The sequence below is a fragment of the Vibrio sp. 10N.286.49.C3 genome (genome assembly GCF_041469545.1).
Lineage (GTDB): Bacteria > Pseudomonadota > Gammaproteobacteria > Enterobacterales > Vibrionaceae > Vibrio > Vibrio tasmaniensis_A.
In genome coordinates, this window is record NZ_JBFRKT010000002.1 from 60,310 (window position 1) to 80,996 (window position 20,687).

Annotated in this window: 25 protein-coding genes; 19 read left to right on the top strand and 6 right to left on the bottom strand. The window is 44.6% G+C overall.

What is annotated here, in order from left to right; genetic code table 11:
- From AB4180_RS00595 to purF, 7 genes are all read left to right on the top strand, one after another.
- Window positions 1–1,867: FimV/HubP family polar landmark protein (locus AB4180_RS00595; RefSeq protein ID WP_372081738.1), on the top strand; the 1,867-nt coding region annotated here is incomplete at its 5' end.
- Window positions 1,868–2,061: 194 nt separating this feature from the next.
- Window positions 2,062–2,856: a tRNA pseudouridine(38-40) synthase TruA gene (gene truA, locus AB4180_RS00600; RefSeq protein ID WP_009848683.1), complete on the top strand. Its 795-nt coding sequence runs from the start codon at window positions 2,062–2,064 to the stop codon at window positions 2,854–2,856.
- A gap of 175 nt (window positions 2,857–3,031) precedes the next feature.
- A complete protein-coding gene (gene accD / locus AB4180_RS00605; protein ID WP_102249273.1) occupies window positions 3,032–3,958 on the top strand; it encodes an acetyl-CoA carboxylase, carboxyltransferase subunit beta in 927 nt (308 codons plus the stop codon).
- 42 nt (window positions 3,959–4,000) lie between these two features.
- On the top strand, window positions 4,001–5,263 hold the full coding sequence (gene folC, locus AB4180_RS00610; protein ID WP_102249274.1) for a bifunctional tetrahydrofolate synthase/dihydrofolate synthase: 1,263 nt from the start codon (window positions 4,001–4,003) through the stop codon (window positions 5,261–5,263).
- Window positions 5,264–5,839 carry an SPOR domain-containing protein gene (locus AB4180_RS00615; RefSeq protein ID WP_012603487.1) on the top strand — a complete coding sequence of 192 codons (576 nt, stop codon included), beginning with the start codon at window positions 5,264–5,266 and terminating at the stop codon, window positions 5,837–5,839.
- 61 nt (window positions 5,840–5,900) lie between these two features.
- Window positions 5,901–6,392, top strand: a complete 492-nt coding sequence (locus AB4180_RS00620) for a CvpA family protein (RefSeq protein WP_009848678.1) — start codon at window positions 5,901–5,903, stop codon at window positions 6,390–6,392.
- 33 nt (window positions 6,393–6,425) lie between these two features.
- The gene (purF, locus tag AB4180_RS00625; RefSeq protein ID WP_012603488.1) at window positions 6,426–7,940 is read left to right on the top strand and encodes an amidophosphoribosyltransferase; all 1,515 of its coding nucleotides are present in this window, start codon (window positions 6,426–6,428) and stop codon (window positions 7,938–7,940) included.
- 77 nt (window positions 7,941–8,017) lie between these two features.
- Here the strand turns inward: purF and AB4180_RS00630 are convergent, their stop codons facing one another.
- Entirely contained in the window at window positions 8,018–8,893 is an 876-nt protein-coding gene (locus AB4180_RS00630; RefSeq protein WP_004734167.1) for a LysR family transcriptional regulator, read from the bottom strand.
- A 228-nt stretch (window positions 8,894–9,121) separates the two neighbouring features.
- Between AB4180_RS00630 and AB4180_RS00635 the strand changes: the two genes are divergently transcribed.
- The 7 genes from AB4180_RS00635 to recR all read left to right on the top strand — a co-directional run bounded on the left by AB4180_RS00635 (window position 9,122) and on the right by recR (window position 15,110).
- Window positions 9,122–10,225: a response regulator gene (locus AB4180_RS00635; protein WP_017099203.1), complete on the top strand. Its 1,104-nt coding sequence runs from the start codon at window positions 9,122–9,124 to the stop codon at window positions 10,223–10,225.
- Between the two features lie 148 nt (window positions 10,226–10,373).
- Complete coding sequence (locus tag AB4180_RS00640; RefSeq protein ID WP_017099204.1) at window positions 10,374–10,511, top strand: hypothetical protein; 138 nt, start codon at window positions 10,374–10,376, stop codon at window positions 10,509–10,511.
- A gap of 74 nt (window positions 10,512–10,585) precedes the next feature.
- The gene (locus AB4180_RS00645; protein ID WP_029223120.1) at window positions 10,586–10,957 is read left to right on the top strand and encodes a YbaN family protein; all 372 of its coding nucleotides are present in this window, start codon (window positions 10,586–10,588) and stop codon (window positions 10,955–10,957) included.
- Window positions 10,958–11,118: 161 nt separating this feature from the next.
- On the top strand, window positions 11,119–11,664 hold the full coding sequence (apt, locus tag AB4180_RS00650; RefSeq protein WP_004734171.1) for an adenine phosphoribosyltransferase: 546 nt from the start codon (window positions 11,119–11,121) through the stop codon (window positions 11,662–11,664).
- An 18-nt stretch (window positions 11,665–11,682) separates the two neighbouring features.
- Window positions 11,683–13,950: a DNA polymerase III subunit gamma/tau gene (gene dnaX, locus AB4180_RS00655; protein WP_102249275.1), complete on the top strand. Its 2,268-nt coding sequence runs from the start codon at window positions 11,683–11,685 to the stop codon at window positions 13,948–13,950.
- Window positions 13,951–14,102: 152 nt separating this feature from the next.
- Entirely contained in the window at window positions 14,103–14,432 is a 330-nt protein-coding gene (locus tag AB4180_RS00660) for a YbaB/EbfC family nucleoid-associated protein (RefSeq protein WP_009848672.1), read from the top strand.
- A gap of 78 nt (window positions 14,433–14,510) precedes the next feature.
- Window positions 14,511–15,110 (top strand): recombination mediator RecR, encoded by a 600-nt coding sequence (gene recR / locus AB4180_RS00665; protein ID WP_004734155.1) that lies wholly within the window; start codon window positions 14,511–14,513, stop codon window positions 15,108–15,110.
- An 83-nt stretch (window positions 15,111–15,193) separates the two neighbouring features.
- On the opposite strand, the gene aqpZ is transcribed toward recR, so the two are convergent.
- Both aqpZ and AB4180_RS00675 read right to left on the bottom strand, forming a co-directional pair.
- Entirely contained in the window at window positions 15,194–15,883 is a 690-nt protein-coding gene (aqpZ, locus tag AB4180_RS00670; RefSeq protein ID WP_017099207.1) for an aquaporin Z, read from the bottom strand.
- Window positions 15,884–15,985: 102 nt separating this feature from the next.
- On the bottom strand, window positions 15,986–16,234 hold the full coding sequence (locus AB4180_RS00675) for a YkgJ family cysteine cluster protein (protein WP_017059389.1): 249 nt from the start codon (window positions 16,232–16,234) through the stop codon (window positions 15,986–15,988).
- A gap of 159 nt (window positions 16,235–16,393) precedes the next feature.
- Between AB4180_RS00675 and AB4180_RS00680 the strand changes: the two genes are divergently transcribed.
- Entirely contained in the window at window positions 16,394–16,834 is a 441-nt protein-coding gene (locus AB4180_RS00680) for a YcgN family cysteine cluster protein (RefSeq protein WP_102249276.1), read from the top strand.
- A 119-nt stretch (window positions 16,835–16,953) separates the two neighbouring features.
- Here AB4180_RS00680 and AB4180_RS00685 read toward each other — a convergent pair whose 3' ends face one another.
- Entirely contained in the window at window positions 16,954–18,012 is a 1,059-nt protein-coding gene (locus AB4180_RS00685) for a tyrosine-type recombinase/integrase (RefSeq protein WP_102249277.1), read from the bottom strand.
- The gene (locus tag AB4180_RS00690; RefSeq protein ID WP_102249278.1) at window positions 17,999–18,355 is read right to left on the bottom strand and encodes a hypothetical protein; all 357 of its coding nucleotides are present in this window, start codon (window positions 18,353–18,355) and stop codon (window positions 17,999–18,001) included. Before AB4180_RS00690 ends, AB4180_RS00685 begins: the two co-directional genes overlap by 14 nt.
- Window positions 18,356–18,368: 13 nt before the next feature.
- Between AB4180_RS00690 and AB4180_RS00695 the strand changes: the two genes are divergently transcribed.
- Entirely contained in the window at window positions 18,369–18,533 is a 165-nt protein-coding gene (locus AB4180_RS00695; RefSeq protein ID WP_157936317.1) for a hypothetical protein, read from the top strand.
- Window positions 18,534–18,596: 63 nt separating this feature from the next.
- Here AB4180_RS00695 and AB4180_RS00700 read toward each other — a convergent pair whose 3' ends face one another.
- Complete coding sequence (locus AB4180_RS00700) at window positions 18,597–19,205, bottom strand: helix-turn-helix domain-containing protein (protein WP_102249279.1); 609 nt, start codon at window positions 19,203–19,205, stop codon at window positions 18,597–18,599.
- Window positions 19,206–19,391: 186 nt separating this feature from the next.
- Here AB4180_RS00700 and AB4180_RS00705 point away from each other — a divergent pair, with 186 nt between their 5' ends.
- The 3 genes from AB4180_RS00705 to AB4180_RS00715 all read left to right on the top strand — a co-directional run bounded on the left by AB4180_RS00705 (window position 19,392) and on the right by AB4180_RS00715 (window position 20,639).
- Window positions 19,392–19,592, top strand: a complete 201-nt coding sequence (locus AB4180_RS00705) for a Rha family transcriptional regulator (protein ID WP_102249280.1) — start codon at window positions 19,392–19,394, stop codon at window positions 19,590–19,592.
- Window positions 19,593–19,762: 170 nt separating this feature from the next.
- Window positions 19,763–20,287, top strand: coding sequence for a phage regulatory CII family protein (locus AB4180_RS00710; protein WP_102249281.1), 525 nt, complete (start codon window positions 19,763–19,765; stop codon window positions 20,285–20,287).
- Window positions 20,288–20,297: 10 nt separating this feature from the next.
- Entirely contained in the window at window positions 20,298–20,639 is a 342-nt protein-coding gene (locus AB4180_RS00715; protein ID WP_102249282.1) for a hypothetical protein, read from the top strand.
- The last annotated feature ends 48 nt before the right edge of the window (window positions 20,640–20,687 follow it).

Sequence of the window (20,687 nt, forward strand, 5' to 3'; positions counted from 1 at the left end):
GCCAGAGCCAGAGCCAGAGCCAGTTCGTGCTGCACATATGCCAGAGATCGTTCCAAATGAATTCGGTGTGCCAGAAGACGATGATTGGCTGATTGAAGATGATACGGCTCAACAAGAAATATTGGCACAAGTTGATGAAGTAGCGGAAGAGCCGGTGGTTCCTGCTGTTGAGTCTCAGTTAGATACTGAACCTCAGTTAGACCATGAACCGCAAGTTGAAGCTGCACAACAAGTTGAAACCGAACCTCAAGTAGAAGCAACGGAACAAGCTGAAGCGGTAGATCAAGAAGGCGAAGATGAGTTCTCGATTGATGATTTTGATCTTCCAGAGTTTGGTGAAGAAGATGCGTTGGCGGAAACTGACGCCGAAGTAACCCCAGAGCCAGTAACACCGGTTGTTGAACCTCAGTTAGATGCTGAACCTCTAGGACAAGAAGGCGAAGATGAGTTCTCGATTGATGATTTTGATCTTCCAGAGTTTAATGAAGAAGACGCATTGGCAGAAGCTGATGTTGAAGTAATACCAGAACCAGTTGCTCCTACTGTTGATTCTCAACTAGACGCTGAACCTCAGTTAGACCATGAACCGCAAGCAGAATCGGCACCGCAAGTTGAAGCTACGGGACAAGCTGAAGTTCTAGGACAAGAAGGCGAAGGTGAGTTCTCGTTTGATGATTTAGAGCTTCCAGAGTTTGGCGAAGAAGATGCGTTGGCGGAAGTGGTTAGCGAACCGGATGAAGCGCAGTTAGAGCAAGATCTTGCTCCAGAGTCCGAAAAGTTTGAGTTCGATGACCTTGACCTGCCTGAATACGATGAAGAGAGCGCAAAAGCGGATTCAGTCTTAGATGACATCGAACAAAGCAGTGCTGAGCCTGTAGCGGAAGAGCAAGGCGTAGAGCTCGATGAGTTTGATTTGCCAGAATACGGTGAAGATGAAGCTATCTCTGATGCGTTTGCTGAGAAACCAACGCCACTGACTTCTTTCAGCCCACAGGGTGAAGAACAAGATGCGCTGCATGATTTATTTTCAAACCCGCAGAGTTTTAGTCATGGTGATGACTTCTCGGATACAGAAAATTTCTCAGACGCAGAAGGCTTCTCAGGTGCAGAAGAGTCTGATTTGGCTAGTTTCACACAACCTGAGGAATCACCCGATTCGCCGTCAGAATTAAGCCCAGTACCTTCTGAGTTAAGCTCAGTGCCTAAAACAGTTCAAGACGATCTGTTAGAAGGTTTTGAGGATTTTGATGAGACAGCATTAGCTGAATTACTTTCTGAAGATGTTCAAGACTCTGTCGACAGCATGTTCGACAAGCCACTGGATGCTACATCGATTGATAGTGCAGGGCTCGATATTGACGCCATGCTTGAAGTCGGCGGCGAAGACTGGAAAGGCTTCAACCTTGCTCCTGAGCAGCAATCGAGCATGCATAATGATGTGCCTGATGATCAACAGGAGATTTGGGCGTCGGCAGATCAACAAGCTGAACCAAAAATCAAACAAGAGAATTGGGCTCAACAAGACAACCTAACCGAGTCAGACAAAGGTCGTGATAAGCAATACATGACGATTGATGAGCTGATGGCTCAAGTTGAGCAAGAAGGCGAAGACGCGATTAATCCAGATGACGAAGAGTTGAAGCTAGATGTTGGCCTAAATGAATTCCCAGACGTTATCGGTGACATTGGTAATTACGATGTCGACAGCAATGCAGAAGCCGCTGGTAAGCTCGATTTGGCTAAAATCTACATCGAGATGAGTGACTCACAAGGTGCAATTAAGCTTCTAGAAGAGGCTATCGTTGACGGCAGTGATGATATTCGTCGAGAGGCAAAGAATCTTATCGATACGTTAAACGGTCGATAAATTCAAAAAATTATAAAGGGTAGCGTTGGCTACCCTTTATTTTAGGGCGATACAGTTAGCGTCTATTTTATTTAGCTTGCTAAAACCACCGTCTAGGCGGTAGTGATTGTTTATTGAAGTTTTAGCCCCATCCTATTTGGGCTAGCACTCATTTCCGTATATACTTCTCGCCCATTTTCAAAGAGAACAAGAACATGAAAATTGCTTTAGGTATTGAATATAACGGTACCCACTACTTTGGTTGGCAGCGCCAACGAGACGTGAAAAGTGTCCAAGAAGAATTGGAAAAGGCTCTTTCAGTTGTCGCGAATCACCCTGTAGAAGTTATGTGTGCTGGTCGCACAGATGCCGGTGTTCACGGTACGGGACAAGTCGTTCACTTTGAAACTAATGTCGATCGTAAAATGGTTGCATGGACAATGGGCGCAAATGCCAACATGCCAAAAGATATTGCCGTTCGTTGGGCAACAGAAGTGAATGAGGATTTCCATGCTCGTTTTTCTGCAACAGCACGCCGTTATCGCTACATTATCTTTAACCATGCTTTACGTCCTGGCATTTTGAATTCAGGTGTGAGCCATTATCATGGTCACCTTGATGAGAAAAAGATGCATGAAGCGGGTCAGTACTTACTTGGTGAGAATGACTTTACTTCGTTTAGGGCAACACATTGTCAATCTCGTAGCCCATGGAGAAACATGATTCACTTAAACGTGACTCGTCATGGGCATTACATAGTGATCGATATTAAAGCGAATGCGTTTGTTCACCATATGGTGAGGAATATTACTGGTAGCCTAATTGCGGTAGGTAAAGGTGATCAAAAACCAGAGTGGATTCAGTGGCTTTTAGAGGCTAAAGATCGAAAAGTGGCAGGCGCGACAGCGAAAGCGGAAGGCTTATACTTAGTCGATGTTGATTATCCTGAACATTTTGGACTACCAAGAGAGCCTATTGGCCCTCTATTTTTGCCGGATAATTTGAACTAAATGTGAGACTTAGGTTCAAAAAATATTACGGTTTCGTGCGTAAAATAGTCACGGAAAATAGGTACAACCAGTTTTTTATCTACAGTCGCTGTTTTATGTGCTTTAATTCCCGGCATAATTCCCAAATTTATTTCTTTCGCAATCAAGCGGAGGAATCGAAACAAAAAGGTCTTCCATGAGTTGGCTTGAAAAGATTTTAGAAAAAAGCAACATCGTAACATCTCGTAAAGCGTCGATCCCTGAGGGTGTTTGGACTAAATGTACTTCTTGTGAGCAGGTTCTTTACCATGCTGAACTAGAGCGTAACCTAGAAGTATGTCCAAAATGTGACCATCACATGCGTATGAAAGCACGTCGCCGTCTGGATACATTCCTAGACAAAGGTGATCGTGTTGAACTAGGTACTGATCTTGAGCCACAAGACAAACTGAAGTTTAAAGACTCTAAGCGTTACAAAGAACGTATCTCTGTTGCTCAAAAGAACAGTGGTGAAACAGACGCATTAGTTGCAATGAAAGGCGAACTGCTTGGTTTACCTATCGTAGCGTGTGCTTTTGAATTCTCATTCATGGGCGGTTCAATGGGTTCTGTTGTTGGTGCTCGTTTTGTGAAAGCGGTAGATGCAGCTATTGAAAACAACTGCGGTTTAGTTTGTTTTTCTGCAAGTGGTGGTGCACGTATGCAAGAGGCATTGATGTCTCTCATGCAAATGGCAAAAACCAGTGCTGCTCTAGAGCGTCTATCTGCGAAAGGCCTACCGTTTGTTTCAGTAATGACTGATCCAACAATGGGTGGCGTTTCTGCAAGTTTAGCAATGCTTGGCGATATCAATATCGGTGAACCAAAAGCGCTTATCGGTTTTGCTGGACGTCGTGTAATCGAGCAAACTGTACGTGAAGACCTTCCTGAAGGTTTCCAACGCAGTGAGTTCCTACTAGACCACGGTGCTATCGACATGATCGTTGACCGTCGTGAGATGCGTCAGCGCGTTGCAAGCCTTGTTGCTAAAATGACCAATCAGCCTTCACCATTAGTAGTTTCTGTGAACGATTCACCGAATGAAGCTGCTTATGAAGTACCAGAAGCGCCAGAAAAAGGGTAAAGTACCTTCTAACAAACCTACTTAATTATGGTTATGAGTTAGATGAGTCAACAACCTATTCCTCAAGCCACATCCTCTTTGGAGATGTGGCTTGATTATTTATCAAACATCCACACAAGCGCTATTGATCTTGGCTTAGACCGAGTTCAAGCTGTCGCCTCTAAGGCAAACCTCACCAAACCTGCTCAACATGTTATTACTGTTGCTGGAACCAACGGCAAGGGCTCAACATGTGCACTCATGGAAGCTATTCTATTGGATGCTGGTTACTCTGTTGGTGTCTACAGCTCCCCTCACTTAATTCGCTATAACGAACGTGTTCGTATCAATGGCAAAGATCTTTCTGATCAAAAGATGGTTCAGTCTTTCGATTTCATTGAGAAAGAACGTGGTGAAATCAGCCTTAGCTTTTTTGAATATGGCACTTTAGCTGCGTTACGTGCTTTTCAAACCGAAGCGGTTGATGTTGTATTGTTAGAAGTTGGTCTAGGCGGACGTTTAGACGCGACCAATATCGTTGAGCATGACGTTTCTGTGATTACTAGTTTGGCTGTCGACCATGTTGACTGGCTAGGTGATGACATTAATGTGATCGGTTTTGAGAAAGCGGGCATTTATCGTAGCGGTAAACCAGCTATTTGTGGTCAACCCAAGCCACCAGCTACGGTTGCGGCACACGCTGATGATATTAACGCTGAGTTCTACCAAGTAGGGATTCAATACACCTATGATATAGATGGTGATACTTGGAACTGGCGCAGTGGTGCATTCCAATTAGAATCGCTACCTATCCCAAGCTTACCGCTGCCGAACGCAGCCACCGCACTGATGGCATTAGGTACTTCAGAACTAAGCATTAGTGATGTGAACGTTGTTAACGGCATGAAGAATGCGCAGCTTCCTGGGCGTATGCAGCAAATTAGCGAACAACCGGTGATTGTGCTTGATGTAGCACACAACCCGCATTCTGCTGAGTACTTTGCGCAGCAAGTCGCGAAGAAGTACGCAGGCAAAAATTTACACGTTGTAGTCGCCATGCTTCATGACAAAGATATCCCCGCGACATTGGAAGTATTAGCTCCAATAACAACACATTGGTACCCAGCTTCGCTGAACGGCCCACGAGCCGCAACAGCCGCTGAATTGTGTCAAAGCTTACCTGAAGGTGTAGAGCAGTATTCAAACCCTGTTGTAGCGTTTGAAGCGGCTTTAGCTTCTGTTATAGATGACGATGTTGTGTTGGTTGTCGGTTCTTTCCATACCGTGGGTGAAGTGTTGGAGCATTGGCAGAAAAAAGGAAACTAAATGGCAAGTAAATTCCAAAGCCGATTAGTCGGCACCATCATTTTAGTGGCCATTGGCGTGATTGTATTGCCCGATGTGCTGGATGGTAAGAAGCTCCACTATAAAGAAGAGTTTGCAAGCATTCCGATTAAGCCTGAGCTTGATAGTAATGTTGAAGTGTTTGAAGTGCTCGATCCTGTTGAAGATCAGATTGCACTGCCGGACTCTCCGGTTGAGCAAGTGGTTGAAAGTGGTCGTACTGACAATTCAAATACGCAAACTGCGTCGGCTTCCAGTAACAAAGAAGCGGATAAAGTGGCGGTGGTGGTTAAGCCGGTACCTGAAAAAAATGAATACCAAGACAGTGCTTGGATTATTCAATTGATGGCTTTGAAGAATGCTGACAACGCAAAAAACGTTGTTAAGGATTTACAGAAGCGTGGTTATCAGGCTCATACCAAGCAAGAAAAAACATTTACGCGAGTAATTATTGGCCCGGATGTTTCTAAATCCAAACTTGAGCGACAAATTAAGGAATTAGAAAAAATTACGGGTTCAAAAGGCCAATTGCTCAAATTTAAACCGTTAAATCCATAAGAAAACGTTTGCGTCAGCATTTTTTCTGTTAAAATGCGCGCCAACTTAAGATGAAGAATTCATGAATTGGTTAGATTTTGTCATTTTAGGCGTGATCGGCTTCTCTGCCGTGATCAGTTTAGTTCGCGGTTTCGCTAAAGAAGCGTTGTCACTTGTTATTTGGTTTGGAGCATTTTTTATTGCTAGCCAGTACTACGCTAAATTAGCAATGTACTTCACCAATATTGAAGATGAGATGTTTCGAAACGGAACTGCGATAGCAGCATTGTTTGTTGCAACGTTAGTTGTTGGTGCCTTAGTTAACTATGTCATCGGGCAGCTAGTTCAGAAAACAGGCCTGTCGGGTACAGACAGAATCCTCGGTGTCGTCTTTGGTGGCTTACGTGGTGTTTTGATTGTTTCTGCAGTGTTGTTTTTCATGGATGCGTTTACTGCATTCCCAAGTTCTGAGTGGTGGAAGAATTCGCAATTGGTTCCGGAGTTTAGCCGAATCATTGCGCCGTTCTTCGAGCATTTACAAGCAACATCTAGTTTCTTATCTGGCGCGCTCTAGCGCCAGTTAATGTCGAAAATCGAGGATTAGGACATGTGTGGTATTGTTGGAATCGTGGGTTCAACACCTGTAAACCAGTCTATTTATGACGCTTTAACGGTATTGCAGCATCGTGGCCAAGATGCCGCTGGTATTTGTACCATAGAAAGCAATCGTTTCCGTCTGCGTAAGGCGAACGGTTTAGTTAAAGATGTTTTTGAAGCAAAACACATGCAACGCCTCCAAGGCAACGTGGGTATTGGTCATGTTCGTTATCCTACAGCGGGAAGTTCGAGTGCTTCTGAAGCTCAACCTTTCTACGTAAACTCTCCATTTGGCATCACGCTGGCGCACAACGGTAACTTAACGAATGCAAGTGAAGTTCGTGAGAAGTTGTTCGAAAAAGACCGCCGTCATGTCAACACAACCTCTGACTCTGAAGTTCTACTAAACGTATTGGCTCATGAAATCGATACCGTAAAAGGTAACGTGACTTCAGATGACGTTTTCCGCGCAGTTGCAAACGTGCACCGCACTATTCGTGGTGCTTACGCAGTAACAGCGATGATCATCGGCCACGGCATGATCGCATTCCGTGACCCACATGGTATTCGTCCACTGTGTCTTGGTAAACGTGAAATTAACGGTAAAACAGAGTACATGGTTGCGTCTGAGTCAGTAGCGTTAGACGCTGTTGGTTTTGATTTTATGCGCGATGTTGCTCCTGGTGAAGCTATCTATGCAACATTCGATGGTGAGCTTTTCACTAAACAATGCGCAGACAACCCACAACTAAACCCATGTATTTTTGAGTTTGTTTATTTTGCTCGTCCTGATTCATTCATCGATAAAATTTCGGTTTACAGCGCACGGGTTGAGATGGGTGAGATGTTAGGTAAGCGTATTAAAGAAGAGTACGCAGACCTAGACATTGACGTGGTTATTCCAATTCCTGAAACATCAAATGATATTGCTCTACGAATTGCTCAAGCGATTGATAAGCCATATCGTCAAGGTTTCGTGAAAAACCGTTACGTTGGCCGCACGTTTATCATGCCTGGTCAGCAACAACGTAAGAAGTCGGTTCGCCGTAAACTCAACGCGATTCGTTCTGAGTTTAAAGGTAAGAACGTTCTACTGGTTGATGACTCGATTGTTCGTGGTACAACATCAGAGCAGATCATTGAGATGGCTCGTGATTCTGGTGCAAACAAAGTCTTCATGGTTTCTGCCGCTCCGGAGGTTCGCTTCCCGAACGTTTACGGCATTGATATGCCGAGCGCGACTGAGTTAATTGCTCATGGTCGTGATAACGAAACGATTTGTAAGCAGATTGGTGCAGATGCTTTGATTTTCCAAACGTTACCAGACTTAATCTCTGCAGTTGGTATGGGTAATCAAGACATCTCTCGTTTTGATACATCCGTATTCAACGGTGAGTATGTAACGGGCGATATCGACCAAGCGTACCTAGATTTCCTAGACTCTTTACGTAATGACGATTCAAAGGTTGAGCGTGAAATCCAACAAGATCTCGCGAACCTAGAGCTACATAACGAAGGCGCTTAGCGTACTCATAAAAATGAGTAATAAAAAACCAGAGCATCGACTCTGGTTTTTTTGTTTGCGGGGAAGGGGATTGAATCTTAGTGAATGTGGTATGCGATCACAAAATCGATAAACAATCTAACCTTCTCTGGCAGGTGGTCTTTGTGGTTGTAAAGCATGTAGATATCACGAGGGTTAGCGCTCCAGTCCTCTAAGACTTGCACTAAGCTGCCATCTTCAATGTATTCGCGGATCATAACGTCGGGCATTAGGGTGATACCGAGGCCTTCTGAACATGCTTGTCTCACGACATTGAGCGCATTCGCGTTGAAACGGCCTTTCTCGCTATTCACCACCGTCTCTTCATTCGAATTACTCAGCTGCCACTTAATCAGCGGATAGCCTTTAAGTAGCGAATGATTCGCGAGCTCTTCTGCATGACTTGGTGCCGGGTTCTTCGCTAAGTAGTCAGGACTTGCGATAAGAATATCTTTTACTTCACTGATTTTTCGAGCGATTAGGCTTGAATCACGTTGTGGGCCTACTCTGAAAATTACGTCCCACTCGGTTGGATCAAGCTGATCGGCTTGGTTGTTCATCATCAGCTCAATATTAATATCAGGATATTGAGTCATGAATTCACTGAACATCGGCATCATCATGCGCTTGGTCAGGTTTGAGGGTGCCGTAATGCGAATCTTACCGGAAGCCCCTTTACAAACGTCAGTCAGTTCTTCTGCAGTAGAAGATAGACGTTGCAGTAACGGAGAGCATTCGTTGAAGAAACGTTCGCCTGCCTCTGTTAAAGAGAGTTTACGCGCGTGTCTATTGAGAAGTCTTAGGTTTAGTGAATCTTCTAAGGCTTGGATGCGTCGTGTAATGGTCGCAACCGGAATCATAGTCTTGCGTGATGTTGCGGTGTAGCTCCCATTTTCAACGACAAGTCGAAAGAGGTTTAAATCATCTAATTTCATAAATCCAGACACATTTGTTTACAATCTCATCTAATTTATACGTAATAGTGAGATCAATGTTTGCGTTACGTCAATTCGTTGCACTATTTACCAGTATTCCAACCCTTGTCACGAATTTCCAGTAAAGAGTACGTATTTGTGTATTTAGCAATTTGTTACTAAGTTTTATATTAGTTCTTGGAACAGATAACAATAATAATTCGACTTAGTTTTGTGAGGTTAGAGATTATGTACAAAACTCACAGTCAGCCAGTTATGACCTCGGCTCAGGAAGTTCTCAATCAAAAATGCGTTATGTTGGTTGATGATGATCCTATTTTTCGCCGGATAACCAGCGCGTATTTAGACAAGATTGGTTATAAAGTGGTTGAGGCTGAAAATGGGCTGGACGCTCTGCAAAAGCTTAGAGACTCGGCGCCAGATTTAATTGTGTGTGACTTATCAATGCCTATTCTGGATGGCATTGAGCTTGTAGAAGAGCTCAGTTTAGAGTATCCGTCACTGCCTATGATCGTTGTGTCTGGCACCGATGATATGTCTGATGTGGCGAAAGCATTACGATTTGGTATCAAAGACTTTTTAGTCAAACCTCTGGAGGATCACGGTCATTTAGGCAGTGCGATTGCGAATACATTAACAGATTCGTTCGATAACATTTCAGACCAACGAGATTTTTCAAGCCAATGGTTTTGCGTTGATGACGGCGGAGAGATCCCTGAAGACCAAGAGCTGCATTGGCACCTAAATCACTTGCAAGATAACCCTAGTGCGGCAAGAGACTTATTGCACGCGCTGCTTCCTGACAAAGACACACGACAAGGCTCATGGCGTTGCAGTTACCGCCTACTACAATCAACAGAGATGATGCCACTTGTGTTCGACTATGCGTGGATGATGAACGGGCAGTTTGCTTTCTACCTCGTCGATTCGTCGTCTTCTGATAACGGCGGCTCAGCGGCCACATTGTTGGTGAGAGCGTTATTCCACGATTACATCAGAAATAGAAAAGATTTTAACGTTGATCTCAAAGATATTGCGGAAATTTTGGAGAAGGGGATTCGTTGCTCTAAATGTTCAACCCCTGTGAATGCTTTGTTTGGTGTTGCTGACCTTGCTGTGGGAACTATCTCTATTTTACCTGCGGGTTTAGATGGACAATGGTCGAATGGCGAATTGAATCAACATATTGCGGCGGGCGAGCGCTTGGGTGAGAACTGTAAGAAGAACTTCATTACACGGGATCTTCCGATTGAACAAGGCTGCCAGTTATCATTGAGCCTGCTTGGGTCGGCCAGTTTTAGTTTAGACATACACCAAGGGTCCACCGATTAACCCTATATTTCCTCGGTTTTTGTGAATAATTGATTAAGGTATAGTTGCGCAAATGGTGTGGCTATGCCTTTTTTGTTAAATGTCGATTTAGCAAAGCGGGTTTGGTTCGCCAGATACTTACCTTTACTAACAAAAACAAGAAGCAATCATGGCAGATAACAAAGACTTTCAAGACCCGTTTAATGTATTCTACTTTTTAGGATTTTTAGCCGCATTTTTAGTGATTCCATTATTACCAGCAACACTTACGTTGATCCGTGTATTCAATGGTTACGCAACATTCTAGTTAAGTTATCGTCGCCGATTGGTGATAGCTAACTCAAGGAGGCCACAATTAGCGTTCGAGTTTTAAGCCTCAATATTGCTGGTGGCCTTTGCATATTTCTCGCAGTTTTAGGGATAGCTTTACCCGTACTGCCAACCACGCCTTTCCTCCTTCTTGCCAGTGCATGTTTCATGCGAAGCAACCCCAAAGTTCACAAATGGATGCATGAGCATAAAACGCTGGGTCCCTTGTTGAACAATTGGTATCAACATGGTGCCGTTACCAAGCAAGTAAAAACGCGTGGCGTGTTCTTTATCTTGTTAAGTTTTGCGTTATCGATCTACTTTGCCCCGATCATTTGGGTCAAGGCTTTCCTAATTTGTGTACTTGTTATTCTTCTCACATGGTTTATGCGACTTCCAACCCATGAGTTGGTTGCTGACAGCAAAGAAAATCACTACCATTAAGCCAGTGTGCCTGCTTGTATAGCGGGCGTTTATTATTTCAGCAATTTGAGTTATGACTCTCGTTGCAATGAATACCAATCGTACCTTTCCTTAATTCCGAGCGTTGATGTTTGATTCGTTAACGAGAGTTTGGAAAGCGGCCTAATGAAGTGCATAAGATTATGAACACAGAAAAAATCTCTCTGATCAAAGCAAGCATCAAAAGCATTCCTGATTACCCTAAAGCGGGTATTTTGTTCCGTGACGTAACAAGCTTGATGGAAGATCCTGCCGCTTACAAAGCGACAATCGATCTGTTGGTGGACACATACAAGGGCATGGGCTTTACTAAGATCGTTGGTACTGAAGCTCGTGGTTTCTTATTTGGTGCGCCTTTGGCACTAGAGCTAGGTGTTGGCTTCATTCCTGTTCGTAAACCGGGCAAGTTGCCTCGTCAAACTGTGGCACAATCTTATGAGCTTGAGTACGGCACTGATACGCTAGAAATTCATACCGATGCTATCGTTGAAGGCGATAAAGTGCTGATGGTTGATGACTTGTTAGCAACAGGCGGTACGATTGAAGCGACAACGAAGCTGATTCGTCAGCTTGGTGGTGTGGTTGAACACGCTGCATTTGTTATTAACCTTCCAGAAATCGGTGGTGATAAGCGCTTACAAGGCTTAGGTCTAGAAGTGTTTAGCATCTGCGAATTCGACGGTCACTAATCCTTTTCGGAATTATTCATGAGCTATCTTGCGTTAGCGCGAAAATGGCGACCAACCAAATTCAAAGAAGTGGTTGGTCAAGCCCATGTTTTAACAGCACTAGAGAATGCCCTTAGCCAAAATAGGTTGCATCACGCTTACCTATTCAGCGGTACACGAGGTGTCGGTAAAACGACCATCGGCCGTTTGTTTGCGAAGGGACTCAACTGTGAAACAGGCATTACTTCAACCCCTTGTGGTGAGTGTGCAACCTGTAAAGAGATCGATGAAGGTCGTTTTGTTGACCTGCTCGAGATCGATGCTGCCTCACGTACAAAGGTAGAAGATACCCGCGAGCTTCTGGACAATGTTCAGTACAAGCCTGCACGTGGTCGCTTCAAGGTTTACCTAATCGATGAAGTACACATGCTGTCTAGGCACAGTTTTAACGCGCTTCTAAAGACCTTAGAAGAGCCGCCTGAGTATGTGAAGTTCTTGCTCGCAACGACCGATCCACAAAAGCTTCCGGTTACGATTCTTTCACGTTGTTTGCAGTTCCATCTTAAGCCGATCAGTGTCGATAATATCCACGAGCAGCTCGATCATATTCTTGAACAAGAAAATGTGACATCTGAACCTCGTGCGCTTGGGATGATTGCTCATGCTGCTGATGGCAGTATGCGTGATGCGCTAAGCCTGAGTGACCAAGCTATCGCATTAGGTAACGGTAATGTCGTAACAGACACTGTTGCTCATATGCTTGGAACGCTGGATACAGACCAAGCGATTCACCTACTTGAAGCGATTAGCAGTAAACAGCCTCAGCAGGCGATGGCTTGTATTCAAGCTCTTGCTGAAAATGGCGTTGAGTGGGATGGATTGCTGAGTCAACTTGCGACTCAATTACACCGTTTAGCGATGTATCAAGCTCTGCCGTCTACTTTAGACAAGGCCCAGCCTGATGCTGAAAGGCTGGAACTGCTGAGCAAAACGTTAAGCCCTCAAGACATCCAACTCTACTACCAGATAGTGCTAAAAGGTCGTCAAGACTTACCATTATCGCCAACCGCTCGTGTTGGTATTGAGATGGTGGTTCTGCGTATGTTGGCATTTAGGCCTGCTGAGCAAACTGTTGCTACGGCAATCTCGACTGAGTCGACAAGCCCAGCGCCAGCTCCTGCAGCTCAGAATCCGGTTCAGAACCAGGTTCAGAGTGTTGCTCAGCCAATGAGTCAACCTGTGCCAGAGCCGAGACAGCCAGTTCAGGCTCCTGCGGTTTCACAGCCTCAAGTGCAACAACAGGCGCCTCAGCAGCAAGCTATACCGCAACAGTCGGCACAACAGCAACCGCAGCAGAATCAGAGCCAATATTCAGATTCGCAAGGTTACGTTGATCACTCAGGCAATCAAGGTTATCCAGAACAGGATTACCCGCACAGCCAGTATGATGTACCACCTGCTTATGATGAGCGTCCAAGTTACGGTGCAGATCAGCCTCAGCAGCAACAAACGAATTATCAGAGCCAGAGTCCGGTTCAACAGCCAAGCGCTGCGCCTTCTGCTTCACAAGAGCAACCCGCGCGTGCAACTTCACCGGTGAGTGGTTTACGCCACCAATTGCGTTCTCAACGTAGAGGTGGTGCAGCAACAGAAAACAAAGGTTCGGCGCCAAAAAAGGCTAAAGCGATACCAGCTAAAACTTCAGTTCTTGACCGAGTTGCTCAGCAACACGGTGGTTCTGAGCGGGTGTCGCCAGCTTCTTTATCAGCCTCTTCTACTGAAAAGGTAACCAATGATAATGAACCTTATCGCTGGAAACCGTCTAAACCTGTAGTGAAAGAGGTGAGCAAAGAGCTTACACCTACTCAGATCAAGCGTGCGTTAGAGCATATTAAGACACCAGAAATGGTCGATAAATTGCTTCAAGAGTCGATTGCTCAAGATGAATGGTCTGCCACGATTCAAAAGCTAGAGACAGCCAAGCTTGTTGAACAGTTAGCATTGAACTCAGTGTTTGCTAAAAACGACACATCAATCACTTTAACGTTAAGAGCGAGCCAAGCTCACTTGAATACGGATCGCGCACAGAGCGAACTATTACAGTCGCTCAATACCGTGTTGGGAGAAGAGTGTCATTTGAGTGTTGAAATCGGTGATGGTGGAGAAACGCCACTCGAACTACGAGAAAGATTGTATCAAGGTAAGTTGAAAGACGCGTTTACCGCTTTGGAAAACGATGCCAACGTACAGTTTATTGAAAGACGTTTTGCTGCAGAACTCGACAGAGACAGCGTTCGTCCTATCTAGAACTTTTTCACGTTTAGTGACCGGCGTATCATCCCAGATAAGCAAATCTGAGAACTGAACACCGAGGGGTTGAATCACACTGTTTTAACCCCCATTTAAGCACGTATAGCTTAATTAATTTTAATAAACCAATTAGACCAGAGAGTATTAACATGTTTGGTAAAGGCGGTATGGGCAACATGATGAAGCAAGCCCAGCAAATGCAAGAGCGCATGCAAAAGCTTCAAGAAGAAATCGCAAATATGGAAGTTACAGGTGAGTCAGGTGCTGGCCTTGTAAAAGTAACGATCACTGGTAGCCACAGCGTTCGCCGTGTTGATATCGATGAAAGCCTAATGGAAGACGATAAAGAGATGCTTGAAGATCTTATCGCTGCTGCTTTCAACGATGCGGCTCGTCGCGTTGAAGAAACTCAAAAAGAGAAAATGGCTGGCGTAACTGGCGGAATGCAACTTCCACCAGGTATGAAGATGCCTTTCTAAATAACTCATTCTTAAAGGTTAATTCTCGTAGTAGCTTGTGTTGAACTGGCCATTACTTGAAAATCAGAACGGTTATATATGCGTACCAGTCATATGCTGGAGCATTTGATGGAGGCCTTACGTTGTCTACCTGGGGTTGGCCCCAAGTCGGCGCAGCGTATGGCCTTTCATTTGTTACAGCGCGATAGAAAAGGCGGCCTGCAGTTGGCTGAAGCTCTTAGCCAAGCAATGACAGAAATTGGTCATTGTAATGAGTGCCGTACTTTTACCGAAGAAGAGACCTGCCACATTTGTACCAATCCTAAACGTCAGGATAACGGTCAAATTTGTGTAGTAGAGAGCCCTGCAGACATCGCAGCCATTGAAGCAACGGGTCAATATTCCGGTCGTTACTTTGTGCTTATGGGGCATCTTTCACCACTTGATGGTATTGGTCCAAGTGACATCGGTCTCGATGTCTTGGATTACCGCTTACGTCGTGGTGATATCACTGAAGTTATTTTAGCGACTAACCCGACAGTAGAAGGGGAGGCGACAGCACATTACATTGCTGAGCTATGTAATGCCCATGAAGTGAACGCTAGCCGTATCGCCCATGGTGTTCCTGTTGGTGGTGAGCTCGAGCTAGTGGATGGCACCACGCTTTCACACTCGTTACTCGGTCGTCATAAAATCTAAAAAAGCCGCTTGGTGAACCATCACCAAGCGGCTTTTTCTTTTATGGTTCTCAAAGGTTTCTATTCCAAAACACTTCTCTGAGCTTAATCTGAACCTCTCACCGCTTTGTATATCATTGCGCCAATCACGGCACCAATAATCGGTGCAATCCAGAATAGCCATAACTGAGAAACAGCCCAATCACCAACAAATACAGCCACGCCGGTACTTCGAGCGGGGTTAACAGAGGTGTTCGTTACAGGGATACTGATAAGGTGGATTAAGGTTAAACAGAGACCAATTGCGATAGGAGCAAATCCAGCAGGTGCTTTCGAATCTGTCGCGCCCATGATCACGAATAGGAACACCATGGTCATGACCACTTCACAAACGAGTGCAGCGGTAAGTGAGTAACCGCCCGGTGAGTGTTCACCATAACCATTGGAAGCAAAGCCAGAGGCAGCTGCATCAAAGCCAGCTTGGCCTGAAGCAATCACAAATAACACGCCACCTGCGATAATACCGCCAATCACTTGGGCAATAATATAAGGTGCGACATCTTTGGCATCAAAGCGACCACCGCTCCACAGTCCAATAGTAACAGCAGGGTTGAGATGACAGCCGGATATATGGCCAATAGCAAAAGCCATGGTGAGAACGGTTAAACCAAAAGCGAGGGAAACTCCGAGTAGACCAATTCCCACATCAGGGAAAGCCGCGGCTAAGACGGCACTACCACAACCGCCTAACACCAACCAAAACGTACCAAACATTTCTGCAATATACCTATTCATAACGATCCTTATTAATCTGTACCAGTATCAACAAGATAGTTTAGATTTCGCGACTTTGTGAGATCTTGGGCATATAGGAGGAAGAAAAGGTCAGATAATCTTTTAGGTAATGGCTTCTAACTCGATCAGGTTATCAAGGGCTTCTTGATCTGTTTTGCCACAGATGACAGGGCAGGCTTTGAATTGGTGACATACCTTCGGGCGTGAAGGTTGACCAAATAATTTGCATAGATCTTGCTCATTTAATTGAATGCAGCGTACGCCAGCAGGCTTGCCATTAGGCATTCCAGGAATAGCAGATGTAATACTTGGAGCGATACAACAAGCTCCACAACCTAGGCGACATTCCATCAAATTAAACTCACTAAATAACAGGGTGCGCGATAGTAGCAAAAAATGAGGAGAGTGGCAGCTGTTGATTGAATCAAAGAATGAACAATTATTATCCTTGAACTTTTTATGGGCTAGCGGTATAACACGCACCCCAGTAAAAGAGTAAGAAGTAATCCTATGACTATTCCATTTTGGCAAGAAAAGACACTAGAGCAAATGACCGAGAACGAGTGGGAATCACTATGTGACGGTTGTGGTAAGTGTTGCCTACATAAACTAATGGATGAAGATAGCGATGAAGTGTACTACACCAATGTCGCGTGTAGCTGGTTAAACGACAAAACATGTTCGTGTAAAGATTACCCGAACCGTTTCACTTCAGGTGAAGAGTGTCTGAAGCTGACTCGTGACAAGATCGATGAATTTCACTGGTTACCAGACACTTGTGCTTACCGTCTTCTATCAGAATCTAAGCCGATCCCAGAATGGCACCCATTGATTACGGGATCAAAAACAGAGATGCATGCAGCAGGTGAAAGCGTTCGTAATAAAGTGGTATACGAAATTGATGTTGTCGATTGGGAAGACCACATTCTAAATCATCCTAACAGGGGCTAGGCGTAGTAAGGGTTTGCGGGGGCTGTGGTGTGGTCACTTAGTCAATAAATGCCAATAATTGGCTATATTACTAAAATATGTGGACACGATGTGGACATTAAAGTGTCCACGCTGTGTGGTCAATCTGAGGCTTTTAGGTTGGCTTGTTCGGCAAGGCGGATATTCGTGAGTGGGTTCTTCTGCACCACATCTTCTAAGTGATCGGGCGCTAGGTGAGCATAGCGCATTGTTTGTTTTATGTCGCTGTGGCCAAGTATTCTTTGCAACGCGATAATGTTGCCGCCGTTCATCATGTAGTAAGACGCAAAAGTGTGGCGAAGAACGTGAGCTGCTTGCTGACTTAAACGTGGAACGTGTTTCACGATGAATCGATACACTGTTGAATAGCCAATGCTAAACAATGGCCCTGAACCTGCCTTATAAATTTCTTCATAAAGCTCTGGGCTGATCGGTATCGAGCGGTTCTTTTTGCCTTTCGTTTTCGTGAACGTCACTTTGTATTTAGCGAGTTGCGCACCCGTTAAAGTTGCCGCTTCCTTAAAACGCCCACCTGTGGCCAAACACAACTTTATCACCTTGTGTAAATCACCATGATATTCGTGTGCCTCGGCATTGGCGATCAGGTGCTGCATTTCCTCAACAGTGAGAAATTCCATTTCCTGTTCGTGCAATTTGAATTGGCGAACCATTTGCAAAGGGTTTTCCGCTTTCCATTCACCCATTCTTTTCAGTTCGACAATAACCGCGTTTAGCAAATCTTGTTCATTGTTGCAGGTTCGGAATGTCACCTTGGCTTTTTTGCCGTTAAGGTCGGCCACTTCACCCGCTAAGCGGCGAGTTCGATATTCTGTGAACATCCCTGCCGTGAACTTGTGGTAAAGCGGGTCGCCTACTGCCAACCCAATCACCTTCAATTTGTTGTACGTGTATTTTGAATGCGCTAGCGATTGGCCGTGACGTTCTTGCCATAAATCAATCATGTCTAACAAGCTGCGTGTTTGGGCTTTGTCACCAAGCCACGGTTTGTCGTCTGTTTCTTTCAAAACAAACTTCTCATAAGCAAGCGCTTCACCTTTAGTGGCGAAGCGTTTTCTCACTCGTTTACCGTTGCGGCCATTGGGGCGAACATCGCACATCCATGGTTTTTTATCGCCGTCTTCTAGTTTACGAACGCTCATTTTCTTCAAACATCGAAATGTAAATCTGTTTGTGGGGGTGGATAAGCTCTTTCAGCTCTTCCGGTGGAATGTTGGTTGCGTCAATTTCTGAATTATCAGGATACTTAATCACGACTCTGCGCTTTGTACTCGCTTCGACTTTTGTGTTTTTATGACCAATATAGCCAGCGATAATACCTGCAAGAAATTCCCAAGGGAGCTCATTCAATATCAAAAAAACGTCACTAGCTTGGAAGGAGGAAAAAGTATCCAATTGCGTATATGTGGCGTTATGGTCTTGCAGTATACTGTATATACCATCAGCATGTTTCTTTGTGGTGATGATATGAGGAATGACGTTCAATTGAGGCTCCTTTATGAAAAATCACTCTATTACTGTTTCAGAAAGAACCTATATGGTTACTCTGATTGATGAAAAAATTCGACCAAAGACTAACTATGAAAAAGTAACGCAAATTGCCAAGGATTGGTCGTTTCCAGTGTTTCTTGCCACATTACTGCTGTTGCTTTTTACAGGCTAACCACCAACGCTATTTTGAGTCCTTTTACCTTTCGGCCTTGCGGATAACATTCGCGAGGCCGAGTCACTTCTTCTTCATTTCCATGGCCACGCGGCCAAGCACTTTTATATCGTCTTCGGATACTTCAATCGTTGAAGTGCCAAACGCAATTGCCAGTTTGTTGCCTGGTAAACGTTGCAGGTAATTCAAAGAAAGTCGGCCATCAATATCGATAAGGTAATCACCCGCAACTGGGTCGGTTGATTCTTTGTTGATGTAATAAATACCCGCATCGTCTTCTATTACTTGAGTCACAGATGGCTTTAAGCCAAACCTATCAAGCATCACCATATCTAAAGCAGTTTTACCTGATTCAGTTAAAGCCCCATCGGACAAGTTGAATATCTGCATTTCTTGAGAAGACAGCGTATTCGATTCACCACCTTCAAACGGTTCGCCTTCACCCAAAGCCATGTAGCGAATAGATGCGCCTGTTGCTAGGTGTGTTCTGATTATCAACTCCCAACCTGTTCGGCTGTGAGTATGCCAAGTCGAAAACGTAGATTTTGGAATCCCGTAGTAGTCAGCCAATAACTCATATGTTTTGCATTCAGTGACTTCTTTTAGTTTTTCGGTAAATTCTCGACCGTTAATGTAGTCAAATGCCGGAACTTTGGCGGGTATTCTAGTCATATGCTTAACTCCAATATCACTCGTAGAGTGACAAAAGTCGGATAAACATCAGAAAATTGCCATTCAAGTGATTTTAATTGTTGCTGTGTGACTAACTTTGATCTAATAATTAGTCATACACCGAAGATGGTTGGTCAATATCAGTCAATAACCATCAAATAAACACAAACGAATAGGATACCACTTATGGCAACACTTCAAATAGCAATAGATGTGCCTTTCTGCACCAAAAAAGAGTTTTGTCGCCGCAGTGGCTGGTCGGACTCTTCGTTAAACCGCGCAATTCAATCTGGCGATATCCCAGTGCTAGAAAAAAAAGGAAGCAAGGGCAGTGTGCTGATCAACTTGGTTCTTCTATACCAACGCACTGCGGCTCAACAAGCGTGAGCTTTATTCGCCGCCCTAAAACCAAACTCACTCTGCAAGATGCAATGAGTGAGTCATGGGAAGATAAGTATCCAAACAAGTGTCCTCTTTGGCTCAATGTCATTGGTTGGTCATTCGTTTGCGTCCCTTTCTTCTTCATTTGAGTATTGTTTACGGATAGGAATAACTCAATGTACGTATTTTGTGAGTCCAAACAAAAGTCATTTGACGAGGCTTGTTGCTCGTTTGCGAATTCCGAGAACATGGAGCAAATCGCTCGTGAACTTGGAATGAAGCCGGGCATGCTACGCAACAAGTTAAACCCAGAACAACCGCACGTTTTAAAGCCTGTTGAGTTGATTGCGGTTTCAAAGGTAAGCGGGAACTACACGCTTATTAACTGTCTTTTGCTTGGGCTCGATATGGTGGCCGCGCCAGTTCTAAAGGAAGAAGACGAAAAAAGCATGATGGAGCGTTTGTTACATAACAGCGCGAATGCAGGTGAGCTTTCTACTTGGGCATTGGAACACGGCAACAACTCTCGACTTTCTCGCACCCACAAACAATCTCTAATCCAAAAGGCGCAAGCTGGCATTGGCAACCTTGTGCTTCTTATCAACGATGTTGAAAACCGCACCACCGGAGGCTTACAGCCTTTGATGCAATTTGGTACCGACCTAATTGCAAGCGGTGCTCCACTTCCAGGTTTGGCATAAGGAAATGAGCATGAACCAGTTAGCTAGAAAACAAGAACAACCTATTCAAGAACCATTACCAAGCGCGGCAGATAGCATCGCCGCTTGTAAGTCGCTTTTTAACGGTGAAGCAACGCGCCGTAAGTTGCAGGAAATGTTCAACACGTTGCCAGATAAAAGCCGAGGCCTAGTGCTGATTGCAGGTGGCTTACCTGCCAAAGATTACCAACGCACTTTTGAATCATTCGATGATTTGGAATTGCAGAAAATCAGAACGGGAATGCAGTACTTAAAAACACTCGTTTCAGGATTCGATAAGCAGTTCGGTGATGTTCGCCGATTGAAGCACAAACAGTTTAGTAAGACCCATTAAGAGCAAGCAGCCTTTGCCCCTGTAACGGGGGCTTTTTTTTCGTCTTAG

What these genes read in the sequence shown, in the direction of transcription:
- truA (WP_009848683.1), top strand. Translation starts at nt 2,062, where the DNA reads ATGAAAATTGCTTTAGGTATTGAATATAACGGTACCCACTACTTTGGT.
- accD (WP_102249273.1), top strand. Translation starts at nt 3,032, where the DNA reads ATGAGTTGGCTTGAAAAGATTTTAGAAAAAAGCAACATCGTAACATCT.
- folC (WP_102249274.1), top strand. Translation starts at nt 4,001, where the DNA reads ATGAGTCAACAACCTATTCCTCAAGCCACATCCTCTTTGGAGATGTGG.
- AB4180_RS00615 (WP_012603487.1), top strand. Translation starts at nt 5,264, where the DNA reads ATGGCAAGTAAATTCCAAAGCCGATTAGTCGGCACCATCATTTTAGTG.
- AB4180_RS00620 (WP_009848678.1), top strand. Translation starts at nt 5,901, where the DNA reads ATGAATTGGTTAGATTTTGTCATTTTAGGCGTGATCGGCTTCTCTGCC.
- purF (WP_012603488.1), top strand. Translation starts at nt 6,426, where the DNA reads ATGTGTGGTATTGTTGGAATCGTGGGTTCAACACCTGTAAACCAGTCT.
- AB4180_RS00630 (WP_004734167.1), bottom strand. Translation starts at nt 8,893, where the DNA reads ATGAAATTAGATGATTTAAACCTCTTTCGACTTGTCGTTGAAAATGGG.
- AB4180_RS00635 (WP_017099203.1), top strand. Translation starts at nt 9,122, where the DNA reads ATGTACAAAACTCACAGTCAGCCAGTTATGACCTCGGCTCAGGAAGTT.
- AB4180_RS00640 (WP_017099204.1), top strand. Translation starts at nt 10,374, where the DNA reads ATGGCAGATAACAAAGACTTTCAAGACCCGTTTAATGTATTCTACTTT.
- apt (WP_004734171.1), top strand. Translation starts at nt 11,119, where the DNA reads ATGAACACAGAAAAAATCTCTCTGATCAAAGCAAGCATCAAAAGCATT.
- dnaX (WP_102249275.1), top strand. Translation starts at nt 11,683, where the DNA reads ATGAGCTATCTTGCGTTAGCGCGAAAATGGCGACCAACCAAATTCAAA.
- AB4180_RS00660 (WP_009848672.1), top strand. Translation starts at nt 14,103, where the DNA reads ATGTTTGGTAAAGGCGGTATGGGCAACATGATGAAGCAAGCCCAGCAA.
- recR (WP_004734155.1), top strand. Translation starts at nt 14,511, where the DNA reads ATGCGTACCAGTCATATGCTGGAGCATTTGATGGAGGCCTTACGTTGT.
- aqpZ (WP_017099207.1), bottom strand. Translation starts at nt 15,883, where the DNA reads ATGAATAGGTATATTGCAGAAATGTTTGGTACGTTTTGGTTGGTGTTA.
- AB4180_RS00675 (WP_017059389.1), bottom strand. Translation starts at nt 16,234, where the DNA reads ATGGAATGTCGCCTAGGTTGTGGAGCTTGTTGTATCGCTCCAAGTATT.
- AB4180_RS00680 (WP_102249276.1), top strand. Translation starts at nt 16,394, where the DNA reads ATGACTATTCCATTTTGGCAAGAAAAGACACTAGAGCAAATGACCGAG.
- AB4180_RS00685 (WP_102249277.1), bottom strand. Translation starts at nt 18,012, where the DNA reads ATGAGCGTTCGTAAACTAGAAGACGGCGATAAAAAACCATGGATGTGC.
- AB4180_RS00695 (WP_157936317.1), top strand. Translation starts at nt 18,369, where the DNA reads ATGAAAAATCACTCTATTACTGTTTCAGAAAGAACCTATATGGTTACT.
- AB4180_RS00700 (WP_102249279.1), bottom strand. Translation starts at nt 19,205, where the DNA reads ATGACTAGAATACCCGCCAAAGTTCCGGCATTTGACTACATTAACGGT.
- AB4180_RS00705 (WP_102249280.1), top strand. Translation starts at nt 19,392, where the DNA reads ATGGCAACACTTCAAATAGCAATAGATGTGCCTTTCTGCACCAAAAAA.
- AB4180_RS00710 (WP_102249281.1), top strand. Translation starts at nt 19,763, where the DNA reads ATGTACGTATTTTGTGAGTCCAAACAAAAGTCATTTGACGAGGCTTGT.
- AB4180_RS00715 (WP_102249282.1), top strand. Translation starts at nt 20,298, where the DNA reads ATGAACCAGTTAGCTAGAAAACAAGAACAACCTATTCAAGAACCATTA.